Origin of the sequence: Gordonia sp. LUNF6, assembly GCF_047041125.1 — a bacterium.
Classification (GTDB): Bacteria; Actinomycetota; Actinomycetes; order Mycobacteriales; family Mycobacteriaceae; genus Gordonia; species Gordonia sihwensis.
The window spans coordinates 2,631,575-2,644,028 of sequence record NZ_CP178181.1 but is presented as its reverse complement, the minus strand read 5'-3'; the positions used below and the strand labels follow the sequence as shown (position 1 = coordinate 2,644,028).

Sequence of the window (12,454 nt, the reverse complement as noted above, 5' to 3'; positions counted from 1 at the left end):
CTTTCCCTCACTGCAGTTCGGCGTCGTCGGCGCGGACCGCCCATTCGGCGAAGCGTTCGCCGGGGTTGCGGCCTGCGATGAAATTGCGGACGAGACGTTCGATGTACTCGGTGGCCTCACTGGCGTAGATCTTGTGCTGGCGCAGCTTTCGGCCGAAGCCGCTGTCGAAGCCCAGGCTTCCGCCGAGATGCACCTGGAAGCCCTCCACCGGGGTGCCGTCGGCGTCGATCAGCTGACCCTTGAGGCCGATGTCGGCGACCTGCACGCGGGCGCAGGAGTTGGGGCAGCCGTTGAAGTTGATGGTGATCGGCACGTCGAGCTGCTCGTTGAGTTCGGCCAGACGCTTCTCCAACTCCGGAACCAGAGCCTGCGACCGGCTGCGGGTCTCGGTGAACGAGAGCTTGCAGTACTCCAGACCGGTGCACGCGATCAGGTTCCGGCGCCACACCGACGGCTTCGACTGCAGGCCGACGGCGGTCAGGTCCGCGTCGAGTTGGGCGATCCGGTCCTCGGGGACGTTCACCACGACCAGCTTCTGGTACGGCGTGAAGCGGACGCTGTCGCTGCCTGCCTTCTCCGCGGCATCGGCGATCGCGTACAGCACGTCGTCCGACAGTCGGCCGGAGACGGCGGAGAACCCGACCGCGTACAGGCCGTTCTTCTGCTTGGTGACGCCGACGTGGTCGATCGGCTGCTTCGGCGGAGTCGGCGCCGGGCCGTCGATGAGCTTGCGGTGCAGGTACTCGTCTTCGAGGACCTGGCGGAACTTCTCCGGCCCCCAGTCCTTCATCAGGAACTTCAGCCGGGCCTTGGAACGCAGGCGCCGGTAGCCGTAGTCGCGGAAGATCGCGACCACGCCCTCCCAGACGTCGGGGACCTCGTCGAGCGGCACCCAGACACCGAGCCGCTTGGCCAGCATCGGGTTGGTCGAGAGCCCGCCGCCGACCCAGAGGTCCAGTCCGGGGCCGTGTTCGGGGTGCTCGACGCCGACGAACGAGACGTCGTTGATCTCGTGCACCACGTCCTGCAGACCCGAGACGGCGGTCTTGAACTTGCGCGGCAGGTTCGAGTACTCGGGGTTGCCGATGTAGCGGCGCTTGATCTCGGCGAGGGCCGGACTGGCGTCGAGGACCTCGTCGGTGGAGAGCCCTGCCAGGGGAGAGCCGAGCATGCCGCGCGGGCAGTCGCCGCAGGCCTCGGTGGTCTCCAGGCCGACCTCTTCGAGCCGGCGCCAGATCTCCGGGACGTTCTCGATCTCGATCCAGTGGTATTGCAGGTTCTGGCGGTCGGTGACGTCGGCGGTACCGCGGGCGAAGTCGCGGGAGATCGACGCCAGCGTGCGCACCTGCGCCAGGTTCAGCTGTCCGCCGTCGGTGCGGACCCGCATCATGAAGTACGGCGCCTCGATCTCGTCGATGTGGGCTTCGCCCGAGTACGTTCCGTCGAATCCTTCGGCCCGCTGGGTGTAGAGGCCCATCCAGCGGAAACGGCCCCGCAGGTCGGCCTTGTCGATGCCGTCGAAGCCGACGTACTGGTAGCTGTCGATGATGCGACGCCGCACATTGAGCGGGTTGTCGTCGCGCTTGCTCTGCTCGTTCGCGTTGAGCGGGGTGCGATAGCCGAGGGCCCACTGGCCTTCGGATCGGCGCTTGGTGGGACGCGCGCGCTTGCGGGGCGCCTCGGTGGGCGTCTCCGTCGGCTCCGCGGTGGTGGGGGACGTGAGCGTCATCAGTTCTCCTGAGCGTGCAGCGCACAGCACGGCACGACGATTGGGCTGAAATCAGAATGTGACGAAGATCGGCATCCTCAGAGACCCGCGATGGGCTGGCGGGTCGGGACTTCTCGAAAGGCCGAGACGTCGGCTAGTGCCGACAGAAAGCGCTGCAGACGCGCTTGAGATCGATGTGCCGCCGTTCGGCGAGCCACACTCCTGAGGAAGTCACGACTGCCATAGTGCCACGTCCGACGAGGTCAGTCTACTTGGGGTTATTTTTCCTCAGCGTGAGATTAATATCCTTGACACGGCGTGAGTCATGATGGATGGGTGATTGACCGACGTGCTCCGGAGGCACTCTCCGCACAGGCACGCACCAGAGTGGCGACCGCCGACCCCAGTCGGCCGCTGAGCCTCTACCTCCATGTGCCGTTCTGCGCCACGCGCTGCGGATACTGCGATTTCAACACGTATACGGCCGGTGAACTCGGTTCGTCGTCGTCCCCGCAGAGCTGGATGGAGGGGGTGCGCGCCGAACTCGATCAGGCTGCCGCGCTCCTGGCCCCGGGCCGGCGCGTCGGCACCGTGTTCGTCGGCGGCGGCACCCCGTCGCTGCTCGGCGCCGACGGGCTCGCCGACCTGCTGGGGGCCGTGCGCGACTCGTTCGTCCTCGCGCCCGGCGCCGAGGTGACGACGGAGTCGAATCCGGAGTCGACGTCGCCGGAGTTCTTCGAAGGGCTGCGGGCCGCGGGGTTCACCCGCGTCTCGCTCGGGATGCAGTCGGCCGCGCGGCACGTACTCGCGGTACTCGAACGCACGCACACGCCCGGCCGTGCCCTCGACGCCGCGCGCGAGGCCGCGGCGGCGGGCTTCGAGCACCTCAATCTGGATCTGATCTACGGGACACCGGGTGAGCGCGACGAGGATCTCGACGCCTCGCTCGACGCCGTCCTGTCAGTCCCCGTCGACCACGTCTCGGCCTACGCGCTGATCGTGGAGGACGGAACGCGGTTCGCCCGCAAGGTGCGCCGCGGGGAGATCCCCATGCCCGACGACGATGTGCTCGCGGCGCGCTACGAGATGATCGACTCGCGTCTGCGCGCCGCGGGAATGGCCTGGTACGAGGTGTCGAACTGGGCTCGCGCTCGCCCGGATGCGTCGCCCGACCCGGATTCGGTGTGCCGCCACAACGAGGCGTATTGGCGCAGCGACGACTGGTGGGGGATCGGCCCGGGTGCGCACTCGCATGTGGACGGGGTGCGCTGGTGGAACCAGAAGCATCCGGCCACCTATTCGGCGTCGCTGGCCTCCGGCTCGCTCCCGATCGGCGGCCACGAGATCCTCACCGCGGACGACCGGCACACCGAGGCGGTGATGCTGCGTCTGCGCATGCACCAGGGGCTCGACGTGAACGTGCTCTCGGGCGCGGAACGGATTCGAGCCGACGCCGCGGTGGCCGAGGGGCTGCTGCGGACGGTCGCGGGCGCCTATGTGCTGACCGATCGCGGACGCCTGCTCGCCGACGGCGTGGTCCGCGACATCCTCGTCGCGCAGTAGCGGACCTCGGCCGTGCGGTCGCGGCTGAGAAGGGCGGTCATCCCGTCTGGTAGACCCCGCTGCCCGTCGCGACGAGCCCGTCGTCGGCCCGGGTCCGGATCTCGACCGCGCAATGGTTGAGTCTCCGGCCCTTGCGAAGCCGGGTCGCGACGATCTCGATGTCGTCGTTCATGGCGGGTGCGATGAAGTTGACGGACATGCTGACGGTGACCCCGCGCAGCTTCTCGGGTACCGGGTCGTCACCCGCCCATGCGGCCGCCATGATGCCCAGATCCACGCATGCTCCGATGGCTCCGCCGTGGACCATCGGCCCGACTGTGGTGTTGGACTCGGCGAACGGGAGGCGCAGGTGTGCGGTGCCCTCGCCGATGTCGATCAACTCGACGCCGAGTGTGTCGATGAACGGTGATGTGGGGAAGAACGCGCGCATGGCGTCCGAGCCGGTGGCCGGCTGTCGGTCGGCGGTGGTCGTCATCTGAATGCTCCTTTTCGTAGTAATACTATGAAACCATAATTTGACTACGAAATCGTAGTGTTACTACGTTATTGATATGACAGTTCCCTTGACCCCGCCGTCCGACAAGCGACGCCGCCGCACACATGACGCGGTGCTCGACGCAGCCGCAGAACTCTTCGCCGACCAGGGGTTCCGCCGCACGTCCGTCGACCAGCTCGCCCACGCGGCCGACGTGGCGCTGAGTTCTATCTACTCGAACTTCCCGGGCGGCAAAGCCGACGTGTACGTGGCGCTGGCATGCCGAATCGCCCGCGACCACGTCGAGCGGATGGAGGCGGCGATCGCTTCCGCGGAAGAGGCCGTGGAACTCGCCGTCTTCGACGAGTACCTGCTCTTCCACGCCGACAACCCGCTGGCCTTCCGGGCGCTGGGACTGGTCGACGTCGGTCCGGACGATTCCGAGCTCGTCGACCAGGCGCGGGCGATGATCCGCGGGCTGCTCGGCGGGCTCGTCGAGCAGGTGGTCGGAGCGTCGGCCCTGCCGCCCCGCGCGGCGAGACTCGAGGCGCTGCGGCTGTGGGGTACGGCGAACGGCATGATCTCCCTGCGTGCACAGGGGTTCACCGACTCGGCCGAGTTCGACGACTTGCTCGCGTCGATCCGCGGTGAGCTGGCCGACCGCGTCGACGGCGCGCACCGGATCGGCGCGCGATGAGGGCGGGCGAACTCGACCGCCGATCCCGCCGGGCCGCGGCCGCCGCGGCGTTGGTGGCCGCATTCCGGGCGGTGCCCGCTCAGCTGCGCGACCGGCCCACCGGGGCGGTGGTGGCACTGACCCCGCCGCCTGACTCCCGGTTCGCTCGCGAGGTGGCTGAGCGTGCAGCCGACGAACTCTCCGGCCCGGTGCATCAGCACAGCCTCCGATGCTGGCAGTGGGCGAACGCGTTCGCCGAGGTCGACGGCCTGGACGTCGATGCCGAGCAGTTGTGGGCGGCGACGATGCTGCACGATCTGGCGCTCGGTGCGCCCGATCACCCCGACTACGGCTGTTTCGCCGCGCTCGGCGCCGATCATGCGGCCCGACTCGTCGCGGCACACCGAGGCCAGGCGCAGGCCGAGGTGGTGCGCGCGGCGATCGCCGGACACTTCCACCCGGCCGTTCCGGCGGAGCCGGTCGCGCGATGCCTGCACTCGGCGGTCGAACTCGACGTCGTCGGATACCGGCTGAGGGAGGTCGACGGAGGGCTCGTCACGGCCACCGAGAGCGCGCATCCGCGCGCCGGGTTCGGCGAGGTGTTCACGACTGCGATGAGAACCGAGGCGAGACTGCGACCGCACTCGAGCGCGGCAGTGCTGTGGCGCGCCGGCGCGCGCGTTCCGATGGCATTGAACCCGCTCGCGCGTTGATCGATCCGGTCGCCGGTGCGTCGGCCGGATCAGTCGGGCAGCCGATGCGCGCCGACCGAGCGGCGGCGCCTGCCGGTGACCGGGGCGATCGGCGCAGTGATCTCCAGCTCGCCGGACTCGGGTGCGACGCGGCCCGCGGCGATGCGCTCGTCCAGATCGAGCATCCGGGCGTGGATGATCGTGCGGTTCCGCAACGCCGAGCGCACGGCCCGGTGCAGCCCGTCCTCGAGATACAGGTTTCCTTCGAACAGCACCACGTGGGCGAACAGGTCGCCGTAGAAAGTCGAATCCTCCGACAGCAGCTTGTCGAGTGCGAGGACGGTGGTGACGGTGGTGAGCTGATCGAGCCGGAACTGGCGCGGCGGGATCTGCGCCCACTCGCGCGCGGTGAGACCGTGATCGACGTAGGGTCTGCCCTCGCGCACGCCCTTGAAGATCATCGGGTCCTGGTCTTTCCGTCGGTTACGTAGAATGGTCGTATCCACTGTAGGCAAAGTCGTGGCATCGGGAGGTACGGACTTGTCGTCGTCGACGGATGACCGGCGTTTCGAGATCTTGCGTGCGATCGTCACCGACTACGTCTCCACGCAGGAGCCGATCGGGTCGAAAGCGCTCGTGGAGCGCCACCACCTGGGAGTCTCCAGCGCGACCGTCCGCAACGACATGGCGGCGCTCGAAGCCGAGGGGTACATCGCCCAGCCGCACACCAGCTCGGGTCGGATCCCGACCGACAAGGGCTACCGGATGTTCGTCGACCGCATCAGCGAGATCAAACCGCTGTCGGCCGCCGAACGCCGCGCGATCCTGTCGGTGCTCGACAACGGGGTCGACCTCGACGACGTACTGCGCCGCTCGGTCCGCCTGCTCGCGCAACTCACTCGCCAGGTCGCCGTGATCCAGTATCCGGTGCTCTCCACCGCCCGCGTGCGGCACCTCGAAGTCGTCTCACTCTCGCCCACCCGATTGCTGCTGGTGGTCATCACCGACACCGGCCGGGTGGAGCAGCGGATGGTGACCCTCTCCGAGGAGATCGACGAGGACAACCTGGTGCGGGTGCGCGACATGTTCTCCACGGCCCTGGACGGCAAGCGGCTCGAAGACGCCTCGGTGGCGGTCGCCGAACTGGCGACCACCGCGCCCGCGGACCTGCGCGAGGCGGTCATCACCATCGCCACCGTGTTGGTCGAGACCCTCGTGGAACGCGGAGACGACCGGCTCGTCCTCGGCGGCACGTCGAACCTCGCGCGGTCGGCGGCCGACTTCTCCTCGAACATGGGCGGCATGGACATCGTGCTCGACGCGCTCGAAGAGCAGGTGGTGGTCCTCAAGCTGCTCGCGCACACGCAGCGGACCGGAAAGGTCACCGTCCAGATCGGCGAGGAGACCAACACCGAGAACCTCCGGAGCACCTCGGTGGTCTCGACCGGGTACGGTGCTTCGGGCACCGTCTTCGGCAGTGTCGGTGTGGTTGGACCCACCCGAATGGACTATCCGGGAACAATCGCATCGGTGGCGGCGGTTGCGAAATACGTCGGCGAAGTCCTCGCCGACCGTTAGTTGATGTCTTGATTGCGAAGGACCTAATTCACCGTGGCTCGTGACTACTACGGAATTCTGGGCGTGTCTGCAGGCGCGTCGGACCAGGAGATCAAGCGTGCGTACCGCACGCTGGCTCGCGAACTGCACCCCGACGTCAACCCCGACGCCGAGGACAAGTTCAAAGAGGTCACGACCGCCTACGAGGTGCTCTCCGATCCCGAGCGCCGGCGCATCGTCGACGCGGGCGGCGACCCCCTGGCGGGCCCGAGCGGCGGCTTCGGAGGCGATCCGTTCGGTGCGGGCGGGCTCGGCGACATCTTCCAGACTTTCTTCGGTGGGGCCACTGGCGGCTTCGGGGGCGGCCGCGGTCCCCGGGGACGGGTGCGCCCCGGTGAACCCGCACTGGTGGGCGTCAGTCTGACCCTGGAGGAGATCGCGGCGGGCGCACGCAAGGAGATCACGGTCGACACCGCGGTCCTGTGCGATACGTGCAAGGGATCGGGCACCCGCGACGATTCGAAGCCGGTGACCTGCGCGACGTGCAAGGGCGCCGGTGAGATCCAGGCCGTGCAGCGGTCCTTCCTCGGCCAGGTGATGACGGTGCGCGAATGCCCGGAGTGCCACGGCGTCGGAGAGACCATCCCCGATCCGTGCCTCAAGTGCGGCGGCGACGGCCGCGTCCGTTCGCGCCGCACGATGACCGTGAAGATCCCGGCCGGCGTCCAGGACGGGATGCGCGTGCGACTGGCCGGGCAGGGCGAGGTGGGACCCGGCGGAGGCCCGGCGGGCGATCTCTACGTGGAGGTCTCCGAGCAGGCCGACGACGTCTTCGTCCGTGACGGCGACGATCTGCACTGCACCGTCCGGGTGCCGATGGTCGACGCGGCGCTGGGCACCGAACTCACCGTCGACACCGTGCTCGGCGGCTCCGCGACCCTCACCGTCGAACCCGGCACCCAGCCCGGCACCGTCGTCCGGGTGCGCGGCCAGGGTCTGCCGCATCTGAACTCAGGTGTGCGCGGCGACCTGCACGCACATCTGGACGTGGTGGTGCCGAAGCGGATCGACGGACGCCAGAGCGACCTGCTCCGCGAACTCCGCGAGGTCTCCGGCGAGGAAGTGGAACTTGTGACCGCCACCTCCAAGGCCGCCGCCAACGGCGGACTCTTCTCCAAGCTGCGTAACGCCTTCGCCGGCCGATGACGCCGCCGCTCTTCTGGGTCGACGAGGTGCCGCGCGCCGGCGACACCACGGTGCTGTCCGGCCCGGAGGGCAGACATGCGGTGACCGTCACGCGGATCGGTGCCGGTGAGACGGTGACCCTCGGCGACGGACGCGGAACCACCGCCGAGTGCGAGGTGATCGAGGTCGGCGGAAAGGACCGGCTCACCGTCCGCGTCGGCCGGGTACAGGTCCACCCCCGTCCCAAGCCGCTGGTGACGGTCGTGCAGGCGCTGCCGAAGGCTGAACGCAGCGATCTCGCCGTCGACCTGATGACTGAGGCCGGGGTCGACGCGATCGTGCCGTGGCAGTCGGCGCGCACCATCGCCCGCTGGAGCGGCGTGAAGGCCGTCAAGGGTGTGGAGAAGTGGCGTGCCACCGCGGCCACCGCGGCCAAGCAAGCGCGCCGGACGTGGATCCCCGAGGTCGCCGATCTGGCCGGCACCACCGACGTGCGCGAGCTGGCGGCACGGGTGGCCGCCGACGGCGGGATCGTCGCGCTGCTTCATGAGGCCGGCGCGGTCGCGTTCCGTTCGCTGGATTTCGCCGAGGTGCCCGAGGTGCTTCTCGTGGTGGGGCCCGAAGGCGGACTGGCGGAGGCGGAGATTGCCGACCTCACCGCCCTGGGTGCGGTGCCGGTGGTGCTGGGTCCGGAGGTGCTGCGTACCGTCGCCGCCGGAGCGGTGGCGCTCGGCGCCCTCGGCGCGGTCACCGACCGCTGGACTCGATAAAAGGACGTCTGTTGCGTCGCAAGAAGATTCACTATGGCGATCAGCCAAGCCAGTTCGGCCACCTGTATCTTCCGGAACGGGGGCCGGCCGAGTGCGCGCCGCTCGTCGTCCTGGTGCACGGCGGATACTGGTCCACCGAGTACTCGCTGGTGATCAACACACCGGTCGCCCGCGACCTGGCGCAGCGCGGGGCGGCGGTCTGGAACATCGAGTACCGCAGGGTGGAAGAGACCGGCGGCGGCTGGCCGGGTACCGGGCGCGATGTGGTCGCGGCGATCCGTGCCCTCGAGGGTCCGGTCGCCGAACAACTGGCGATCGACGGCGTCAAGGTCGATCGCAAGAACGTCGCCGTCGTCGGACACTCGGCGGGCGGACAACTCGCGGTCTGGGCGGTCGCGCAGACCGACGCGAGAGCGGGCGGCTTCCGCATCGCGACGGTGGTGCCGCAGTCCGCGGTCCTCGACTTCACCGGCGGCGCCTCCGACCGCCCGTCGGTCCGTCGGTTGATGGGCGTCTCGTTCGAGGAGGCGCCGGACCGCTACGCGGCGGCGTCGCCCGCCTGCCAGCCGCCCTTCGACGCGCTGGTGGCCGCCGTGCACACGGCCGACGACGCCTCGGTGCCGATCGAGCTGAGCCGCCGCTACGTGGAGGGGGCCGCCGCGCGCGGTCAGCGGGCGGTGCTCTACGAGGTGCCGGGGGAGGGGCACGACGCCTTCGTCGATCCGCGCAGCGCGGCGCACCGGCAGACCCTGCGGGTGCTCGGCATCTGACCGGCGACGGCGGCCGCGGGCGTACTCGCTCGCACCCGGCGATCACCGGCGATAGACTTGAGCGAATCCACACAAGCGTGCGACCGCCCGCCGACCGACCTCGGGGAGACGAAACTCAGTGACTGACGACAACCGCGACGCCCCGACGGCCGCGGCGGTGACCAGTTCGAATATCGAGGTTCCCCAGGACCTGGCGGTGGGGCTGCTCGGCGCGGCCGACGTCAACCTCCGCACCCTGGAGGTGCAGCTGCCCGCCGACATCCACGTCCGCGGCAATCTGATCACGCTCACCGGCGTACCCGCCGACGTGGCCGCGTCCGAACGGGTGATCGCCGAACTGGTCCGCGTGGTGCGCGGAGGGACCACACTCACCCCCGACCTGGTGCGTCAGAGCCTGTCGATCCTGGCCACGAGCGATTCGGAGACCCCCGCCGATGTGCTGAGCCTCGACATCATCTCGCGGCGCGGCAAGGTGATCCGCCCCAAGACGCTGAACCAGAAGCGGTACGTCGACGCGATCGACGAGAACACGATCGTCTTCGGAATCGGACCCGCGGGCACGGGCAAGACCTACCTCGCGATGGCCAAGGCGGTGCAGGCACTGCAGACCAAGCAGGTCAGTCGCATCATCCTGACCCGTCCCGCGGTGGAGGCGGGAGAACGGCTCGGCTTCCTGCCCGGCACGCTCCATCAGAAGATCGACCCGTACCTGCGCCCGCTCTACGACGCGCTCCACGACATGATGGATCCGGAGGCCATCCCCAAGCTGATGGAGGCCGGTGTCATCGAGGTGGCGCCGCTGGCCTACATGCGCGGCCGGACGATCAACGACGCCTTCATCATTCTCGACGAGGCTCAGAACACCACGGGCGAGCAGATGAAGATGTTCCTCACCCGCCTGGGCTTCGGCGCCAAGATCGTCGTCACCGGCGATACGACGCAGATCGACCTCCCGGGCGGGGCCCAGTCGGGCCTGCGCGCTGCGGCCCGCATCCTCGACGGCATCGACGACATCCATTTCGCGAACCTGACCAGCGCGGACGTGGTGCGGCACCGGTTGGTGGCCGACATCGTCGACGCGTACGGCAGGGCCGAGGCTCACGAGGGCAATCGCGCGGCCCGACGCGAAGGGCTGCGCCACACGAGCGGAGGGCGTCGCCGGTGAGCGTCGAACTGTTCAACGAGTCGGGCGTCGACGTACCCGAGCAGCTGATCATCGAGGCGGCACGGTTCGCGATGCGCCGGATGGAGGTGCATCCGGGTGCTGAACTGTCGATTCAGCTGATCGACTCCGATTCGATGGCCGAACTGCACATGCAGTGGATGGATCTGCCGGGGCCTACCGACGTGATGAGCTTCCCGATGGATGAGCTGACGCCCGGCGGGCGACCCGACGCGGACGAGCCCGGCCCGGCGATGCTCGGCGACATCGTGCTGTGTCCGGAGTTCGCCGCCGAGCAGGCCAAGTCGCAGCACCACAGCTTCGAGCACGAACTCGCCGTACTCACCGTTCACGGCGTGCTGCACCTGCTCGGATTCGACCACGCCGAGCCGGACGAGGAGCGCGAGATGTTCGGGCTGCAGGGCCAGATCATCACCGATTGGTACTCGGCCCGCGACGACCGCGCGCGGCTGCTTCAGCAGGCGCAGCGCGACGCCCGGCTTCTCAACGACATCGGATTCGCCGGCCCGGAAGGGCGCTGACGGGTGTCTCCTCTGCTCAGCGACATCGTCTTTCTGTGCGTTGCCGCGCTCCTGACCGTGCTCGCGGGCGGCTTCGCCGCCACCGACGCCGCGCTGGCGACCGTCTCGGTCGCACGCGTAGACGACCTGGTGAAAGAGGGTCGGGCGGGGGCCCGGCGCCTGCACACCGTGGTGGAACAGCGCGGCACCTACGTGGGACTCGCGGTTCTGCTGCGCGTTCTCTGCGAGGTGGCCGCGACGACGATGGTCGCGGTGGTCGCGGTCGACGCGCTCGGCACCGGATGGGGCATCGCCGTCACCGTCGCCGCGATGACGGTCGTCTCGTACGTGGCCGTCGGCGTGGGCCCCCGCACCCTGGGCCGTCAGAACGCGTACTCCATCTCGCTCGTCGCCGGACCGATCCTGACGGCGGTCGGAGTCCTGCTGCGTCCGGTGACCCGGCTGCTGATCCTCATGGGCAACGCGCTGACCCCCGGCAAGGGCTACCGGAACGGGCCGTTCGCGACGGAGGTCGAGGTGCGCGAGGTGGTCGACATGGCTCAGCAGCGGGGCGTGGTCGACGCCGACGAGCGACGCATGATCCAGTCCGTGTTCGAGTTCGGCGACACCGACGCCCGCGAGGTGATGGTCCCCCGGCCCGAGATGGTGTGGATCGAGCACGACAAGTCGGCGGCTCAGGCGATGAGTCTCGCGGTCCGGTCGGGCCACTCGCGGATCCCGGTGATCGGTGAGAACCCCGACGACGTCCTCGGCGTGGTGTATCTCAAGGACGTCGTAGAACGCCTGCTGCCGCAGCTGTCGAGCGCGGCGCGCGGAGTCTCCGTCGAGGAGGTGATGCGCGACGCCGAGTTCGTGCCGGACTCCAAACCGCTCGACGACGTCCTCTCGGACATGCAGGCCAACCGGAATCACATGGCGCTGCTGGTGGACGAGTACGGCGGCATCGCCGGGCTCGTCACGATCGAGGACGTCCTGGAGGAGATCGTCGGCGAGATCACCGACGAGTACGACACGGACGAGGTCGCCCCCATCGAGAAGCTGGGCGACGACGTGTACCGAGTGTCCTCGCGGCTGCCGGTGGAGGATCTCGAAGAACTGTTCGGCACCGAGATCGACCTCGATCTCGACGACGTCGACACCGTGGGCGGGCTGCTGGCCCTGCGCCTGGGCCGGGTGCCGCTGCCCGGCGCCAAGGTGAAGGTCGACGGACTGCGGATGATCGCCGAAGGCGGTCCCAACCGGCTCGGCCGCCAGCGCATCACCTCCGTCGTCGTACGGCGGTCCAAGAAGTCAGCTCCCGCCGTCCCGGCGAGCGAGGGGTCCGGCGAGACGAACGACCTGAAGGAGAACTGAC

13 protein-coding genes are annotated in these 12,454 nt (G+C 69.0%); 10 read left to right on the top strand and 3 right to left on the bottom strand.

What is annotated here, in order from left to right:
* Window positions 1-7: 7 nt before the first annotated feature.
* Window positions 8-1,729 carry a nitrite/sulfite reductase gene (locus tag ACK8HH_RS12385; protein ID WP_222111542.1) on the bottom strand — a complete coding sequence of 574 codons (1,722 nt, stop codon included), beginning with the start codon at window positions 1,727-1,729 and terminating at the stop codon, window positions 8-10.
* 315 nt (window positions 1,730-2,044) lie between these two features.
* Here ACK8HH_RS12385 and hemW point away from each other — a divergent pair, with 315 nt between their 5' ends.
* Complete coding sequence (hemW, locus tag ACK8HH_RS12380) at window positions 2,045-3,271, top strand: radical SAM family heme chaperone HemW (RefSeq protein ID WP_222111543.1); 1,227 nt, start codon at window positions 2,045-2,047, stop codon at window positions 3,269-3,271.
* A 37-nt stretch (window positions 3,272-3,308) separates the two neighbouring features.
* Here the strand turns inward: hemW and ACK8HH_RS12375 are convergent, their stop codons facing one another.
* Window positions 3,309-3,746, bottom strand: a complete 438-nt coding sequence (locus tag ACK8HH_RS12375; protein WP_222111544.1) for a PaaI family thioesterase — start codon at window positions 3,744-3,746, stop codon at window positions 3,309-3,311.
* Between the two features lie 76 nt (window positions 3,747-3,822).
* Between ACK8HH_RS12375 and ACK8HH_RS12370 the strand changes: the two genes are divergently transcribed.
* Window positions 3,823-4,443 (top strand): TetR/AcrR family transcriptional regulator, encoded by a 621-nt coding sequence (locus ACK8HH_RS12370; protein ID WP_062367878.1) that lies wholly within the window; start codon window positions 3,823-3,825, stop codon window positions 4,441-4,443.
* Window positions 4,440-5,135: an HD domain-containing protein gene (locus tag ACK8HH_RS12365; RefSeq protein WP_412475226.1), complete on the top strand. Its 696-nt coding sequence runs from the start codon at window positions 4,440-4,442 to the stop codon at window positions 5,133-5,135. The genes ACK8HH_RS12370 and ACK8HH_RS12365 overlap by 4 nt, the downstream gene beginning before the upstream one ends.
* Window positions 5,136-5,164: 29 nt before the next feature.
* On the opposite strand, the gene ACK8HH_RS12360 is transcribed toward ACK8HH_RS12365, so the two are convergent.
* Window positions 5,165-5,575: a type II toxin-antitoxin system VapB family antitoxin gene (locus tag ACK8HH_RS12360; protein WP_006897638.1), complete on the bottom strand. Its 411-nt coding sequence runs from the start codon at window positions 5,573-5,575 to the stop codon at window positions 5,165-5,167.
* 79 nt (window positions 5,576-5,654) lie between these two features.
* On the opposite strand from ACK8HH_RS12360, the gene hrcA reads away from it, so the two are divergent.
* The 7 genes from hrcA to ACK8HH_RS12325 all read left to right on the top strand — a co-directional run bounded on the left by hrcA (window position 5,655) and on the right by ACK8HH_RS12325 (window position 12,453).
* Window positions 5,655-6,692 (top strand): heat-inducible transcriptional repressor HrcA, encoded by a 1,038-nt coding sequence (gene hrcA, locus ACK8HH_RS12355; protein WP_006897639.1) that lies wholly within the window; start codon window positions 5,655-5,657, stop codon window positions 6,690-6,692.
* Window positions 6,693-6,725: 33 nt separating this feature from the next.
* On the top strand, window positions 6,726-7,877 hold the full coding sequence (dnaJ, locus tag ACK8HH_RS12350; RefSeq protein WP_278124322.1) for a molecular chaperone DnaJ: 1,152 nt from the start codon (window positions 6,726-6,728) through the stop codon (window positions 7,875-7,877).
* On the top strand, window positions 7,874-8,626 hold the full coding sequence (locus ACK8HH_RS12345) for a 16S rRNA (uracil(1498)-N(3))-methyltransferase (RefSeq protein ID WP_412475225.1): 753 nt from the start codon (window positions 7,874-7,876) through the stop codon (window positions 8,624-8,626). Before dnaJ ends, ACK8HH_RS12345 begins: the two co-directional genes overlap by 4 nt.
* An 11-nt stretch (window positions 8,627-8,637) precedes the next feature.
* Window positions 8,638-9,396 (top strand): alpha/beta hydrolase family protein, encoded by a 759-nt coding sequence (locus tag ACK8HH_RS12340; RefSeq protein WP_278124320.1) that lies wholly within the window; start codon window positions 8,638-8,640, stop codon window positions 9,394-9,396.
* 118 nt (window positions 9,397-9,514) lie between these two features.
* Window positions 9,515-10,561 carry a PhoH family protein gene (locus ACK8HH_RS12335; RefSeq protein ID WP_278124319.1) on the top strand — a complete coding sequence of 349 codons (1,047 nt, stop codon included), beginning with the start codon at window positions 9,515-9,517 and terminating at the stop codon, window positions 10,559-10,561.
* Window positions 10,558-11,100, top strand: coding sequence for an rRNA maturation RNase YbeY (gene ybeY / locus ACK8HH_RS12330; protein WP_006897644.1), 543 nt, complete (start codon window positions 10,558-10,560; stop codon window positions 11,098-11,100). Before ACK8HH_RS12335 ends, ybeY begins: the two co-directional genes overlap by 4 nt.
* A 12-nt stretch (window positions 11,101-11,112) precedes the next feature.
* Window positions 11,113-12,453, top strand: coding sequence for a hemolysin family protein (locus tag ACK8HH_RS12325; RefSeq protein ID WP_039867904.1), 1,341 nt, complete (start codon window positions 11,113-11,115; stop codon window positions 12,451-12,453).
* The last annotated feature ends 1 nt before the right edge of the window (window position 12,454 follow it).